This window comes from Haloferax marisrubri, assembly GCF_001469875.2.
Lineage (GTDB): Archaea > Halobacteriota > Halobacteria > Halobacteriales > Haloferacaceae > Haloferax > Haloferax marisrubri.
Window position 1 is genome coordinate 107,342 of sequence record NZ_LOPW02000001.1, and the last position, 14,830, is coordinate 122,171.

The 14,830-nt window shown below is 65.8% G+C and carries 11 protein-coding genes and 1 tRNA gene; 8 read left to right on the forward strand and 4 right to left on the reverse strand.

Translation table 11 applies throughout. The features are described 5' to 3' along the window. Nucleotides 1-64 precede the first annotated feature (64 nt). The 7 genes from sufC to AUR65_RS00575 all read left to right on the forward strand — a co-directional run bounded on the left by sufC (nucleotide 65) and on the right by AUR65_RS00575 (nucleotide 5,802). Nucleotides 65-970 (forward strand): Fe-S cluster assembly ATPase SufC, encoded by a 906-nt coding sequence (gene sufC / locus AUR65_RS00545; RefSeq protein ID WP_058565870.1) that lies wholly within the window; start codon nucleotides 65-67, stop codon nucleotides 968-970. 12 nt (nucleotides 971-982) lie between these two features. Continuing rightward, nucleotides 983-2,413, forward strand: a complete 1,431-nt coding sequence (gene sufB / locus AUR65_RS00550; protein WP_008577757.1) for a Fe-S cluster assembly protein SufB — start codon at nucleotides 983-985, stop codon at nucleotides 2,411-2,413. Nucleotides 2,414-2,416: 3 nt separating this feature from the next. Beyond that, on the forward strand, nucleotides 2,417-3,625 hold the full coding sequence (gene sufD, locus AUR65_RS00555; RefSeq protein WP_058565871.1) for a Fe-S cluster assembly protein SufD: 1,209 nt from the start codon (nucleotides 2,417-2,419) through the stop codon (nucleotides 3,623-3,625). Nucleotides 3,626-3,770: 145 nt separating this feature from the next. Continuing rightward, nucleotides 3,771-4,262: a rubrerythrin gene (locus tag AUR65_RS00560; RefSeq protein WP_058565872.1), complete on the forward strand. Its 492-nt coding sequence runs from the start codon at nucleotides 3,771-3,773 to the stop codon at nucleotides 4,260-4,262. Between the two features lie 4 nt (nucleotides 4,263-4,266). Further along, entirely contained in the window at nucleotides 4,267-4,719 is a 453-nt protein-coding gene (locus AUR65_RS00565; RefSeq protein ID WP_004044074.1) for a metal-dependent transcriptional regulator, read from the forward strand. A gap of 65 nt (nucleotides 4,720-4,784) precedes the next feature. Beyond that, nucleotides 4,785-4,888: transfer RNA gene (locus AUR65_RS00570), tRNA-Gln, on the forward strand. Between the two features lie 155 nt (nucleotides 4,889-5,043). After that, nucleotides 5,044-5,802: an FkbM family methyltransferase gene (locus tag AUR65_RS00575; protein WP_058565873.1), complete on the forward strand. Its 759-nt coding sequence runs from the start codon at nucleotides 5,044-5,046 to the stop codon at nucleotides 5,800-5,802. A 27-nt stretch (nucleotides 5,803-5,829) separates the two neighbouring features. Here AUR65_RS00575 and AUR65_RS00580 read toward each other — a convergent pair whose 3' ends face one another. After that, nucleotides 5,830-6,549 (reverse strand): alanyl-tRNA editing protein, encoded by a 720-nt coding sequence (locus AUR65_RS00580; protein ID WP_058565874.1) that lies wholly within the window; start codon nucleotides 6,547-6,549, stop codon nucleotides 5,830-5,832. Nucleotides 6,550-6,744: 195 nt separating this feature from the next. On the opposite strand from AUR65_RS00580, the gene AUR65_RS00585 reads away from it, so the two are divergent. Further along, the gene (locus AUR65_RS00585) at nucleotides 6,745-7,434 is read left to right on the forward strand and encodes an HD domain-containing protein (RefSeq protein ID WP_058565875.1); all 690 of its coding nucleotides are present in this window, start codon (nucleotides 6,745-6,747) and stop codon (nucleotides 7,432-7,434) included. A gap of 132 nt (nucleotides 7,435-7,566) precedes the next feature. Here AUR65_RS00585 and AUR65_RS00590 read toward each other — a convergent pair whose 3' ends face one another. From AUR65_RS00590 to proS, 3 genes are all read right to left on the reverse strand, one after another. Then, nucleotides 7,567-8,556 (reverse strand): NAD-dependent epimerase/dehydratase family protein, encoded by a 990-nt coding sequence (locus AUR65_RS00590; RefSeq protein ID WP_058565876.1) that lies wholly within the window; start codon nucleotides 8,554-8,556, stop codon nucleotides 7,567-7,569. An 87-nt stretch (nucleotides 8,557-8,643) separates the two neighbouring features. After that, nucleotides 8,644-13,179 carry a glutamate synthase large subunit gene (gene gltB / locus AUR65_RS00595; RefSeq protein ID WP_058565877.1) on the reverse strand — a complete coding sequence of 1,512 codons (4,536 nt, stop codon included), beginning with the start codon at nucleotides 13,177-13,179 and terminating at the stop codon, nucleotides 8,644-8,646. Between the two features lie 160 nt (nucleotides 13,180-13,339). After that, nucleotides 13,340-14,806 (reverse strand): proline--tRNA ligase, encoded by a 1,467-nt coding sequence (gene proS, locus AUR65_RS00600; RefSeq protein ID WP_058565878.1) that lies wholly within the window; start codon nucleotides 14,804-14,806, stop codon nucleotides 13,340-13,342. Nucleotides 14,807-14,830 lie beyond the last annotated feature (24 nt).

Consider the following 14,830-nt stretch of genomic DNA (forward strand, 5'->3'; position numbering starts at 1 on the left):
GGTGAATGCGCAAGCATTATGGGCGATACTCCCCACCCTTCGAGTACGAGGCAACGAACCAACGATGGCAACTCTCGAGATCAAGAACCTCCACGCACGAGTCGCGGAGGAAGACGGTGAGCAGATTCTGCGAGGTGTCGACCTGGAAGTCAAATCCGGCGAGATCCACGCACTGATGGGTCCCAACGGGTCCGGCAAGTCTACGACTTCTAAAATCATCGCCGGCCACCCCGCCTACGAAGTAACCGACGGCGAAATCCTCCTCCACCTGGAGGACGACGACTTCGGCGACCTCGAAATTCCGGACGACGTCCGCACGTGGAACCTTCTGGAACTGGAACCGAACGAGCGCGCCGCGCTCGGTATCTTCCTCGGCTTCCAGTACCCCGCGGAAATCGAGGGCGTCACCATGACGAACTTCCTCCGCACCGCGCTCAACGCGAAAATCGACGAGCGCGAGGAGCTCCTCTTCGGCGAGGACGACGAGGAAGAAGAAGAGGAAGCCGGCTACGACACCTCCCCGATGGAGGGTAACGTCGACGACGGCGAAGTCGGCGTCGCCGAGTTCCAGAAGCTCCTCAAAGAGAAGATGGAGCTTCTCGACATGGACGAGAAGTTCATGCAGCGCTACCTCAACGCCGGCTTCTCCGGCGGCGAGAAGAAACAAAACGAGGTCCTTCAGGCCGCGATTCTCGAACCGTCGATTGCGGTTCTCGACGAGATCGACTCCGGTCTCGACATCGACCGCCTGCAGGACGTCTCGAAGGGTATCAACGCGCTGCGCGACGAGCAGGGCACGGGTATCCTCCAGATCACTCACTACCAGCGTATCCTCGAATACGTCGAGCCGGACCACGTTCACATCATGCTGGACGGCAAGGTCGTCAAGAGCGGCGACGCGTCGCTCGCGTCCGAACTCGAAGACAAAGGCTACGACTGGGTCCGTGAGGAAGTGTACGAAGCCGCGTAATCCCCCAACATCATGAGTTCCGACCAAGACCACCTCAAAGAGACAGACACGGAAGCTCGCTTCGAGTTCAAGAAGGAGCAGAAGGCCGCGTTCGTGGCCGAGAAGGGTCTCAACGAAGAGACCATCCGCGTCATCTCGGAGGACAAAGACGAGCCCGAATGGATGCTCGAGCGCCGCCTTCGCGCGCTCAAGCAGTACCAGAAGATGCCGATGCCGACCGACTGGCCCGGCCAGCCTGACCTCTCCGAGGTCGACGTGGACGAGATCGTCCCGTACATCCGACCCGACGTGGAAGTCCGCGGCGGCGTCGACGACTGGCGCGACCTGCCGGACGACATCAAGGACACCTTCGACAAACTGGGTATCCCGGAAGCCGAGAAGAACGCCCTCTCGGGCGTCGGCGCCCAGTACGAGTCCGAAGTCGTCTACCAGAACATGCAGGAGCGCTGGGAGGAGAAAGGCGTCGTCTTCATGAACATGGACCAGGCGGTCCAGGAGCACGAAGACATCGTCAAGGAGTACTTCATGACGAAGTGCGTCCCCCCGAGCGACAACAAGTTCGCGGCGCTTCACGGCGCGATCTGGTCCGGCGGCTCGTTCGTCTACGTCCCCGAGGACGTGACGGTCGAGATGCCGGTGCAGGCGTACTTCCGCATGAACTCCGAGGGCATGGGCCAGTTCGAGCACACGCTCATCGTCGCGGAGAAGGGCTCCGAAGTCCACTACATCGAGGGCTGTTCGGCCCCGAAGTACTCCGCGTTCAACCTCCACTCCGGCGGCGTCGAAGTGTTCGTCGGCGAGGACGCCCACGTCCAGTACTCGACCGTCCAGAACTGGTCGAAGAACACCTACAACCTCAACACCAAGCGCGCCATCGTCGAGAAGGGCGGCCGCATGGAGTGGATTTCGGGCTCGATGGGCTCGAAGGCCACCATGCTCTACCCGGCCTCGATTCTGAAGGGCCGCGGCGCCTCCGACAACCACATCACCATCGCCTTCGCGGGCGAGGGTCAGAACATCGACACCGGCGCGAAGGTGTACCACAACGCCCCCGAGACGAAGTCGACCATCGAGTCGAAGTCCATCTCGAAGGACGGCGGCCGCACGAACTACCGCGGTCTCGTCCACATCGCCAACGGCGCGAAGAACTCCTCGACCGCGGTCGAGTGTGACGCGCTCATGTTCGACAACGAGTCCACCTCGGACACGATGCCGTACATGGAGATCAACGAGTCCACGGTGGACGTCGCCCACGAGGCGACCGTCGGCAAGATCGGCGACGAGGACATCTTCTACCTCCAGTCGCGCGGTCTCGACGACGACGACGCGAAGCAGATGATCGTCTCCGGGTTCATCGAACCCATCACGGAGGAACTGCCCATCGAGTACGCGGTCGAACTCAACCGACTCGTCGAACTCGAGATGGAGGGTAGCCTCGGATAACCAATGAGTGCGCAACTTCCCGCAAACCTGTCCGCAGAGACGGTACGAGAGATTTCGGACGCACGGGACGAGCCGGAGTGGCTCCTCGAGGCCCGCCTCGAAGCCCTCGAAGCACTCGACGAGCTCGAACTGCCGGACGTCATCCAGACGCCCGGTCGCCGCTGGACGAACCTCGAAGCGCTCGACTTCGAGTCGCTCGTCGACCCGCTGAACCAGGCCGACGAGACGACCCGCGAGTCGCCCGAGGGCGTCGTCGTCCTCCCCTTCACGGAGGCGCTCTCCGAGTACGGCGACCTCATCGAGGAGCGCTTCGGCTCCGTCGTCGACCCCGAGTCGAACTACCTCACCGCCCTCTCGGCGGCGCTGTTCACGACGGGCACGTTCATCTACGTCCCCGAGGGCGTCGACGCCGAGGACGTGAAGATTCGCGCCGAGATGAACTCTCGGTCGCTGTTCAGCCACACGCTCGTGGTCACCGAGGAGTCCTCGTCGGTCACCATCCTCGAGGCCATCGAGTCCGGTGACAGCGTCGACGACGCGCGGTACTTCTCGAACCTCGTCGAAATCGACGCGGGCGAGAACTCGTACGTCCAGTACGGCTCCCTGCAGAACCTCGACGAGGAGACGTACACGTACTCGCTCAAGCGCGCCGACGCCGACACCTACTCGACCGTCAACTGGATCGAGGGGAACCTCGGCTCGCGGCTCACCCGCAGCGACGTCGAGACCGAACTCAACGGCGAGGCGTCGGAGACGAAAATCGTCGGCGCGTTCTTCGGTCACGACGACCAGCACCTCGACGTGAACGCCCGCGTCTGGCACAAAGCCGAGAACACGACGGCCGACCTCGTGACCCGCGGCGTCCTCGACGACGAGGCACGCTCGGTGTACGAGGGTGTCCAGGACGTCGGCCGCGACGCGTGGAGCACGAACTCCTACCAGCGCGAGAACACGCTGATGCTCTCGGACCAGTCCGAGGCAGACGCGTCGCCGAAGCTCATCATCAACAACCACGACACCGAGGCGTCGCACGCCGCCTCCGTCGGGCAGGTCGACGCCGAGGACCTCTTCTACATGGTCTCTCGGTCCATCCCGGAAGAACAGGCCCGTAACATGCTCGTGGAGGGCTTCTTCGTGCCCGTCCTCGAAGAGATTGCAGTCGACGAGTTCCGCGACGACCTCGAGGAACTCATCGCGGCCCGCCTGCGGTAGTCCGACCGCTCCGCGGCGCGGCTTCGCCCGCCGTTTTTTCGCAGTCTCGCCGACCCGCGAGGGAACCGCTTAAGTCAGTTACTCTCGGAGAAGTGTGTATGTACGCCGCGGGACCGTGTCTTCGAACGTTGAGGGGGACGAGCCCATGAGCGTCGGGTACCAGGTCAGTTCGGACCACCAACTCGCCCGACTCCTCCAGATCGGTATCGTCCTCGAAGAGGTCGTGGAGGCGCGCGCCTACCACCACCACGAGGAACTCGACGAAGACGCGCTCGACGAGGAGATTCGAGCCCTGCTTTCGCACGCCGCCGAGGAGTCCGCGGACCACCGCGAACGCCTCGAAGCCGTCATCGACAGACTGGAGGTCGACAGCGTCCCCTTCGAGGAGATCGAGGCGCTCGTCGAGGCTCAGTACGGCCAGACGAAACCCGAGGACTTCGACGGCGTTCTCTACGATCAACTCTGTAACGAGGAGACCGCCTACAAGTTCTACGACGACGTCATCGAGGCTATCGAGGCGAGCGACGCACAGTTCTCTATCGACCGCGAAGAACTCGTCGCGACGCTGTCGGCGATTCGCGATGAGGAAGCCGAGGGCGTAGAAGAAGTGACGCGAATCATGGAAGAACGCGAGTGAAACGATGAACACGGCAGACCAATACGTCAAGGCGATTTACCTGCTGCAGGAGATGGAGAACGGCCCGGCGGCCACCGGCGCGCTCGCGGACATGATGGAGGTGAGCCCCGCGAGTGCGAACGAGATGATCGGCAAACTCGAATCCCGCGGCCTCGCCGAACACGAGAAGTACAAGGGCGTCACGCTCACGGACGATGGCATCGTCCGCGCCCGCGACGCGCTCCAGACCTACTGCATCATCGAGCGCTTCCTCTCGAACGTCCTCGACGTCGAGGAGTTCCGCGCGGAGGCCCGCGAACTCGAACCCGTCATCGACGGGATGATCGCGGAGCGACTGGACACCATCATCGACCGTAACTCCGAGTGTCCCGACTGTTTCGACCCCGAGACGGACGCCTGCGAATATCTCGACGTCTGCGGCGCAGAACCCGAGACGGAGACGGAAGCCGCCGATTAATCGCCGACACCGCCCGACCGGAACCGAAGCGTTTTCATTTACCAGCGGACAACCGACGAGTGCGCAGTCCCGTGGTGTAGTGGCCAATCATAGCGGCCTTTGGATTGGCACGGTTCAATGCGTGCCGAGAAGACAGCCGCTGACGGCGGTTCGAATCCGCCCGGGACTACTCAAACTTCTCCGACAAACGACCCGAAGAGCGCGTGGTGTAGCCACAATTCGACGCTCGAAGCGTCGGTCAGACGACACGCCGAGTCGCGTCCCCGCCGAGCGTTTTTTAGTACCGGACAATGACAGTATACTAACGTGTCTTTGCTGCACCCGGTGTCGGCCGCTCGTCACCTCGCGTACTCCCTCCACTACGCGCTCGTTCGGGCGAACTACGAGCGACGACTCGTCGCCACGAAGAAACACGTCGGGCGGACGAGTTTCAGGAGCTACGAACTGTACAATCGCCACGGCAACGACGTGCTCCTACAGGCGCTGTTGCTCGGTCTCGACGACGGCGACGTGGTGGTCGACGTGGGCGCGAACACGGGGACTTACTCCCTCGCGGTCGCAGCCAGCGAACCCTCCGCGCGGGTGGTCGCCGTCGAACCGCACCCCGGGGTCGTCGACCAGTTGCGGGCGAACGTCGAGGTCAACGACTTCGACAACCGGGTGGACCTGCTCGACTGCGGCCTCGGTGACGCCGACGAATCCCGGGAGTTCCACCTGTCGAGCTACGACGAACTGGGCTCGTTCTCGCGGGACCACGCGAGCGCGTGGGAGGCGCGGGTCGTCGACACGGCGTCGGTGTCGATGCGGCGGCTGGACTCGCTCGTCGATTCCGGGACGGTCCCACCGCCGGACCACCTGAAGGTAGACGTCGAGGGGTTCGGCCTGAACGTGCTCCGGGGGGCGGAGGCGGTCCTCCGCGAACACCGGCCGACGGTGTATTTCGAACTGCACGACGCTCGCGGGAGCCACGACGAGGCGGCGGCGAAGGCCCTGCTCCGGGATTCGGGCTACGAGCTAGTCCCGGTCCGCGAGGGTTGGGTGTGCGAGCCGCGGGCGCGGACGGAAGCGCCCCAGTCGGCGTAGTCGCGGGCGGTCAGCCTGGGCCAACAGCTATTCGAGGACGAAGTTCACGCGCTCGTGAGCCGAGCCTTGGGTCGTTCGGCCGGTGACGGAGACTGCGCCGATGTCGCCCGTCGCCGAGACGTGCGTCCCCGCGCAGGCGGTCCGGTCGAAGGGGTCGTCCGCGTCGCCGATTTCGACGATTCGGACCTCTCGAATCGAGTCCGGAAGCAGGTGCAGTCGAGTACGCTCGGGGTCGAGCGTCGCCTCGGCCTTCTCGCGGTCGAGGCTGTACCACCGGACGGGGAGGTCGGACGCGACGAGGCCGTTCAGGCGCGTCTCGATGGTCTGGAGGTCGTCGCCGTCGAAGCGGTCGTAGGCGCAGTCGAGGTGCGCGTGGTCGGCGTACAGTTGGTTGCCGGTCGTCTCGGCGTCGAATTCGTCGAGGAGGACCGCAGAGAGGAGATGTTGGGCCGTGTGGTAGCGGCTGTGGGCGCGCCGCCGCACCGCGTCGACGCGTCCCGTGACGGTCGTTCCCGGTTCGGGCGCGTCGCCCGCGACGACGTGTTCGATTCGGTCGCGCTTCCGTACGTCCGTTACTGCTAACCGCTCACCCTCGACCGAAAGCGTCCCCGTGTCGTGCGGTTGGCCGCCACCGGTGGGGTAGAAGTAGGTCCGGTCGAGGACGACGCGGTCGCTTCCGCGGACCGTCTCGACGGTCGCCTCGAACTTGTGTGTCGCCGCGTCGTCGAGGTATCGTGCGTCGGTCACGGCGGAGACGACGCGGCCGGGCGAGTTAACTCTCTCCGATGTGGCACCGAGTCACATCGCCGGCCACGAGACCCGGTCTGTTGGCCCGAGAGTCCGCTTCCGGCGACTCAGGGTGGTCGTAACGCCTAAGAGTGGAACGACCCTCATTCCGTGTAATGAGAATACGCACGTGCCAACACCTACGGAGGTTCTGCCGTGGGCGTTGAAATCAAAGAGTCGGCCGTCTCTGACGCGGAGTTCGAGGATATGAAGCGCTTCGTCTCGGACTATCTCTCTGCGAGCGTCGAAAACGAAGACGACGGCGGGCGGATGCGCTGGTACCCGTGGCACTCCGCGGAGTACCGGTTCAACCACATCCTCAACGTCGTCGACCTCGCGACGCGCATCGCCGACCGCGAGGGCGCGGACGTGGACGTCGTCCGCGTCGCCGCCCTCTTTCACGACATCTCGAAGCTCGAAGCCGACCAGGAGGTCCACGCCGAGGAGGGCGCTCGCGTCGCTCGCGAGTTCCTCAGCACCCACGGCGACTACCCCGAGTCCTTCCTCGAACAGGTGTGTCAGGTCGTCTCCGACCACTCGTATCAGGGGCCGCTGACGGACGTGTCGCTGGAGACGCGCTGTCTCATCGAGGCCGACATCCTCGACAAAATCGGGGCGAACGGCACCGCGCTGATGCTCCTGCGGATGGGCTACGAGGCGCGGACGCACATGGACGCCGCCGAGATGGTCGAACGCGTCTTCGAACGCGGCCGCGACGCCTCCGAGCGTCTCGAAACCGACACCGCCCAGAGCTTCGCCCACCAGCGGCTCAAGCGCGTCAAGTGGTTCCGCGAGTGGCTCGAAGACGAGGTCCCCGAGATGGACCACGACGGCCAGTTCAACTGAGCGACGGCACGGTCGTCGTCTTCGTTTTTCGAAGAAAACGACTCAGCGAAGCGCTCTGCTTCTCCAGCGACGACGCTGTCGGCGCATCGGACAAACGCAAACGTCAGTCCGCTGAGGCGGAGCGTCGAGGCCTCAGAGCGTGTCGAGAATCGAGAGCACGCGTTCTTCGGCGTCGCGGCCGGGGTCGTGTTCGGAGCCGTCGCGGTCGCTGTCGCGGTGGTCGGCGACCGACCGGCGCATCGCCTCCTCGACGGGGGTCGACTCCCAGCCGAGACGGGCGAGTTTGTCCGTCGCGAGGACGTGGGGATAGTCGCGGTAGAGGATGAAGTCGTCCATCGAGAGGTCGGTCGCGGCGAGTTCGCGCTCGCCCGCGTGGACGACTTCGACGTCGGTGCCCGCGGCGTCGGCGATGACCTCGACCATCTCTTCGAGCGTCACGAGCCGTCGGTCGCCGACGTTGTAGGCCTCGCCGGCCTCGCCCTCCTCGGCGACGACGCGCATCGCGCTCGCCACGTCCTCGACGTAGGCGCGGTGCCAGACGTTCGTCCCGTCGCCGGGGACGACGACGCGGTCGTAGTTCAGCACGCGGTCTATCCAGTAGTCGAGGCGCTCGGTGTAGTCCTCCGGGCCGTAGACGATGCAGGGGCGGACCGACATCGCGTTGATGCCCCGCGAGGCCGCCTCGAAGACGACCCGGTCGCCCTCGGCCTTCCGCGGGCCGTAGCTCGCGCCCGAGTTGTCCGCCGCCTGCTCGTCGGTGCAGTCGCAAAGCGGCGTCTCGCCCTCGCGCTTCGGGATGACCTCGCTTCCGTAGGCCGCGCCGCTGGAGATGTAGACGTAGGCGTCCACGTCGGCGAAGATATCGACCGCCGAGGCGACCTCTGCGGGCTTGTACGCCACGCAGTCGAACACCGCGTCGGGGTCGACGGTCAGTTTCGCGGTCCGGAGCGCCTCGTCGTCGGTTCGGTCGCCCTGCACGTGCTGGACGCGCGGGTCGTCCTCGAAGGGGTTGTCGTGGTTGCCGCGGTTGAAGATGGTCACGGCGTAGCCGCTGTCGAGGAGTTCCGAGACGAGGTGGCGGCCGATGAATCGCGTGCCGCCGATGACGAGTGCGTTGTCCATGTCTCGGTCGAGGGCGCGCGCGGTGAAAAACGTGGGAGAATCGGTGGCGGGTGCCGGGAACCCGCTTACGGTCCGAGAGCGCCGGCCTCAGTCGTCGCTCGTCGTCGCTGCGCCGACCTTGTCGGCACCGGCGTCGACGATTGCGCCCGCCTTCGCGGGGAGTTCGTTCCGAACGTCCTCGCGGCCGTCTTCGGCGATGACCTCGGCGTACGCGTCGGGCATCACCTTCACGAAGTCGCCGAGGACCGACTGCCAGTCGTCGAGCAGTTCGGCCGCGCGGTCGGAGTCGGTGTACGTGAGGTGGTTCTCGACGAGTCGGGTGATCATCGCCTCGTCCTTGTCGCCGAGGTGGTCTTCGAGCGTCACCATCTCGGTGTTCGCCTTCGCGGCGAACTCGTCGTCGGGGTCGTAGACGTAGGCCACGCCGCCGGACATGCCCGCGGCGAAGTTGCGGCCCGTCTCGCCGAGGACGGCGACGACGCCGCCGGTCATGTACTCACAGCCGTGGTCGCCGACGCCTTCGACGACCGCCTTCACGCCGGAGTTGCGGACGCCGAAGCGCTCGCCGGCGAGGCCGTTGACGTAACACTCGCCCTGCGTCGCGCCGTAGAGGGCGACGTTGCCGATGAGGATGTTCTCCGCGGCCTCGTAGTTGGCCTCGGCGGGCGTGTTGACGATGACGCGGCCGCCGGAGAGGCCCTTGCCGACGTAGTCGTTCGCGGCCCCGGTGAGACGCATCGTGACGCCGCGGGCGAGGAAGCCGCCGAACGTCTGGCCGGCGATGCCGTCGAACTCGCAGCGGATGGTGTCGTCCGGCAGGCCCTCGCCGCCGTGGGCGTTGGAGATGCGGTTCGAGAGCATCGCGCCGACCGCGCGGTCGACGTTCGAGAGGTCGCGGCGGATGACGACCGGTTCGCGGCTCTCGATGGCCTCCGCGGCCTCGTCGATGAGCTTGTGGTCGACGTGCGTCCCGATGTCCGCGTGGACCTGGTCTTCGGTCTTGCGGCGCGCGCCCGTCTCGGGTTCGGCCAGCACCGACGAGAGGTCGAGGTGCTTGGCCTTCTCGTGGTCCGTCTCGACCTGCCGGAGCAGGGAGGGACGGCCGATCATCTCGTCGAGCGAGGTGAAGCCGAGGTCGGCCATAATCTCGCGGAGTTCCTGCGCGATGAACGTCATGTAGTTGATGACGTGGTCGGGCTCGCCGGGGAAGCGGCGGCGCAGGTTCTCGTCCTGCGTGGCGACGCCGACCGGACAGGTGTTCTCGTGGCACTGGCGGGCCATCACACAGCCCGAGGTGACGAGCGACGCGGTCCCGAAGATGTACTCCTCGCCGCCGAGGAGGGCGGCGATGGCGACGTCACGGCCGGTCTTCATGCCGCCGTCGACGGAGACGCGGATGCGGGAGCGAAGCCCGGTCGCGCGGAGCATCTGGTTGGCCTCGGCGAGACCGAGTTCCCACGGGAGGCCCGCGTTCTTGATGGAGGTCTTCGGCGACGCGCCGGTGCCGCCGTCGTGGCCGGAGATGTGGACCACGTCGGCTTTCGCCTTCGAGACGCCGGCGGCGATGGTGCCGATGCCGGCCTCGGAGACGAGCTTGACGTTGATGTCGGCGTCGGGGTTGGCCGACTTCAGGTCGAAGATGAGCTGCTTGAGGTCCTCGATGGAGTAGATGTCGTGCAGCGGCGGCGGCGAGATGAGGCCGACGCCCGGCGTCGCGTAGCGGACGTGGGCGATCATCTCGTTTACCTTCTTGCCGGGGAGGTGGCCGCCCTCGCCGGGCTTCGAGCCCTGCGCCATCTTGATCTGAATCTCGTCGGCCGACGAGAGGTAGTGGGAGGTGACGCCGAAGCGGCCGGAGGCGACCTGCTTGACGTTACACTCCTTTTCGGTGCCGAAGCGCTCCGGCGGTTCGCCGCCCTCGCCGGAGTTGGACTTGCCGCCGATGCGGTTCATCGCGATGGAGTTGTTCTCGTGGGCCTCCGGGGAGAGGCTGCCGAGCGACATCGCGGCCGTCGAGAAGCGCTTGACGATGTCCTCGACGGGTTCGACCTCGTCGATGTCCACGGGCTCGCGGTCGGAGTCGAACTCGAGGAGACCGCGGAGCGCCTTCAGCTGTTCCGACTGGTCGTTGACCAGTTCGGCGAACTCCTGGTACTTCTCGTAGTCGCCGGCGCGGACGGACTGCTGGAGCGTGCCGACGGTCTGGGGGTTCCAGCCGTGGTGGATGCCGGCCGAGCGATTCTCGTACTCGCCCTGCCGTTCGAGCTTCGGGTCCGCGCCGAAGGCGGCGGCGTGGCGGGTCAGCAGGTCCTCTTCGATGACGTCGAGGCCGATACCCTCGGTGCGGATTTCGGTGCCCTCGAAGTACTCGGCGACGAAGTCGGAGTCGAGACCGACGGCTTCGAAAATCTGCGCGCCGCGGTAGCTCTCGACCGTCGAGATGCCCATCTTCGCCATCGTCTTGAGCAGGCCGTCTTCGAGCGCGTGAACGTACGCGTCGATGGCCTCGCCCTCGTCGGCCCCGTCGGGGCCGGCGACGACGTCCTCGATGGTCTGGTAGGCGAGGTAGGGGTTCACCGCGCCCGCGCCGTAGCCGACGAGCGTGGCGAGGTGGTGGACCTCGCGGGGGTCGCCGGACTCGACGACGAGGCCGGCGTGGTTCCGGAGGCCGTTGCGGACGAGGCTGTGGTGGACCGCGCCCGTCGCGAGCAGGCTCGGGATAGCGACCCGGTCCGGGCCGATGTCGCGGTCGGAGAGGACGACGATGTCCGCGCCGTCTTCGATGACCGCCTTGGCCTCGTCGCGGACGGCCTCGATGGCCTCGCGGAGGTCGCCGCCCTGCTCGTAGGTGATGTCGACGACGGCGCTCCGCATGTCGTCGTCGAGGTCCTTGATGGCCGCCGTCTCGGCGTCCGTGAGGACGGGCGAGTCGAGGACGAGCTGGCGCGCGTGGTCGGCCGACTCGTCGAGCAGGTTCTGCTGGAAGCCGAGCCGCGACTCCAGGCTCGTCACGAGCTTCTCGCGGATGTAGTCGATAGGCGGGTTCGAGACCTGCGCGAACAGCTGTTTGAAGTAGGTGAAAAGCGGGCGGTTGAGGTCCGACAGCACCGAAAGCGGCGTGTCGTCGCCCATCGAGCCGACGGGGTCCTTGCCGTCGCGGGCCATCGGCTCTATCATGTGGTTGAGCTGGTCGTGCGTGTAGCCGAACGCCGCCTGCGTCGCGCGGAGCGACTCGACCTGTCCGCGCGAGGTGGAGTCCACGTCGCCGGCGATGTCGTCGAGGTGGCGCTGTTGTTGGTCGACCCACTCGCCGTACTTGTCGTCGGTGAGGGAGTCGAACACCTCGGCGTCGGGGATGACGCGACCCTCGTCGGGGTCGGCCATGAAAATCTCGCCGGGCTGGAGGCGACCGCGGGACTCGATTTCCGCGGGGTCGGTGTCGAGCGCGCCGACCTCGCTGGCGACGATGAGGCGGCCGTCGGTCGTCACCTCGTAGCGGCACGGCCGGAGGCCGTTGCGGTCGAGGACGGCGGCGATGCGGTCGCCGTCGGTCGCCGCGACGAGCGCGGGACCGTCCCACGGCTCGACCAGCGAGGCGTGGAAGTCGTACCAGTCGCGGCGCGCCTGGTCCATCGCGTCGTCGTTGCGGTACGCCTCGGGGATGAGCATCCGCAGGACGTGCGGGAGCTCGCGGCCGCCCTTGAGGAGCAGTTCGACCGCGTTGTCGACGCTCGCGGTGTCGGACTGGTCGGCCTTCGTGATGGGCCTGAGCGTCTCGATGTCGTCGCCGAACGCCTCGTGCTGGAGGTCCGTCTCGCGGGCGCGCATCCAGTTGACGTTACCGCGGATGGTGTTTATCTCGCCGTTGTGGATGACCTGGCGGTACGGGTGGGCGAGGTGCCACGCGCCCAGCGTGTTGGTTGAGAACCGCGCGTGAACGAGCGCGAGTTCGGTCACCATCCGCTCGTCGCCGAGGTCGGGGAAGTAGTTCGGGAGCTGTTCGGCCGTGAGCAGCCCCTTGTAGACGATGGTCTTGCGGTCGAGCGAGCAGACGTAGAATCGTCCCGCACCCTCGATAGCGAGGGTATCGACCGCCTTCTCGGCGGCTCGACGCGCGACGTACAGCGCCCGGTCGAACTCGTCTTCGGACATCTCGTCGGTCGGCTCGACGAACAGTTGCCAGACGTCGGGCTCCGATTCGAGCGCGGTCGCGCCGAGGTCGGTGTTGTCGGTCGGCACGTCGCGCCAGTCGAACACGGACAGCCCGTGGTCGGCCAGCGAGTCCTCGACAACCGCCGAAACGCGCTCGCGAACCTCGTCGTCGGTCGGCATGAACACCGAACCGGCCGCGTAGAGGTCCGGAAGCTCCCCGTCGAGGACGGATTCGAAGAACTCGTCGGGTCGTTGGAACAGGATACCCGCCCCGTCTCCGGTGTTTTCCTCAGCGCCCGTGGTGCCGCGGTGCTCGAGGTTCTCCAGGAGTTCGAGGCTGTCTGCGACGACTCGGTGCGAGGCGCCGTTTTCAAGGTCTACGACGGCCCCAACGCCGCAGTTCGACCGCTCGTCGGTCGGGTCGGCTAACCCGTCCTGAGCGAAGGGTGCGTCTATGTGTGGCTTGGTCATACGCCAATGATACAGCTACCACCATAAGCAACTTTTCCTGAAACCATAAGGGTGTTACAATATCATATAAGGATGTATCCATACATAGTATGTCGACTAATGATGATTCGACGCGCGACGAAAAATATGAACAACCGTGTAAAACGGCGCGACGGCCGGTTCAGTAGGACTTCGCGAAGTACGCCGTCTCCTCGGCGTCGTCGCCGCAGACCGCGCAGTCCTCGCCGTCGTGAATCTCCGCGTCCTCGTCGTTCAGGGGAACCATGACGATTTCGGCGGCGATTTGGTCTTTAATCTCGTCCTCGCAGGCCTCGTCACCGCACCACGGCGCTTTCACGTAGCCGCCGTGCTGGCCGATGGTGCCGAGAATCTCGTTGCGGGCGGACGCCTCGCGGACGTTCTCCTCGAGGTTCTCCTCCGCGGCGGCGTAGAGCTTCGCGTAGACCTCGTCGAACTGCGCTTGGACGGCCTCGGCGATGTTCTCGCGGTCGAGTTCGACCGACTCGCCGTCGGGGCGGTGAACGGCCGTGACGACGTCGTCGTCGACCTCGTTCGGGCCGATTTCGAAGCGGACGGGGACGCCCTTGAGCTCCCACTCGTTGAACTTGAAGCCGGGGTTGCGCTCGTCGCGGGCGTCGAGTTCGACGCGGACGCCGGCGTCTTCGAGGTCTTCGGCGATGTCTTCGGCGTACTCGAGGACCTTCTCCTGCGTGTCGGCCTGCCAGATGGGGACGATGACGACCTGTTCGGGCGCGATGGTCGGGGGCAGGACGAGCCCCTGGTCGTCCGAGTGCGTCATGATGAGCGCGCCGAGCGAGCGCCACGACAGCCCCCACGAAGTCGTGTGGGCGGGCTCTTCGTCCTCGTCTTCGGTCGTGTAGGTGAGGTCGAACGCCTCGGCGAAGGAGGTGCCGAGGTAGTGGGAGGTGCCGGCCTGCACGGACTTGCCGTCGGGCATGAGCGCCTCGACGGTCGTCGTCGTGTCCGCGCCGGGGAACTTGTCGTGTTCCGGCTTCGCGCCGCGGAGCACGGGGATGGCGAGCACGTCCTCGTAGAGCGACTGGTACTGCGACAGGCGGGTCATCGTCTCGTCCCACGCGCCGTCGCGGGTCTCGTGGGCCGTGTGGCCCTCCTGCCAGAGGAACTCCTTGGTGCGGAAGAACGGCTTCGTCTCAGTCGCCTCCCAGCGCACGACGGAGGCCCACTGGTTCACGCGGAGCGGGAGGTCGCGGTGACTGCGGACCCACTGGGCCATGTAGGGCGCGATGATGGACTCGGAGGTCGGGCGGACGGCGAGGCGCTCTTCGAGTTCCTCGTGGCCGCCGTGGGTGACCCACGCGACCTCGGGGTCGAAGCCCTCGACGATGTCCTTCTCGCGTTCGAGGTAGCTCTCGGGGATAAACAGCGGGAAGTACGCGTTCTGGACGCCCGTCTTCTTGAACTCGCCGTCGAGGTAGTTCTGGATGGACTCCCACAGCGCGTAGCCGCGCGGGCGAGTCACGATGAAGCCGCTCATGCCCTCCGGGCCGTAGTTCGCGAGGCCCGCCTTCTGGACGACCTCGGCGTACCACTCGCCGGTGTTGTACTGCTTCGACTCGGTGATACCGAGTTCCTGCTCGTCGCTCATTGCCCATCGGTAGCCGTAGCGAAC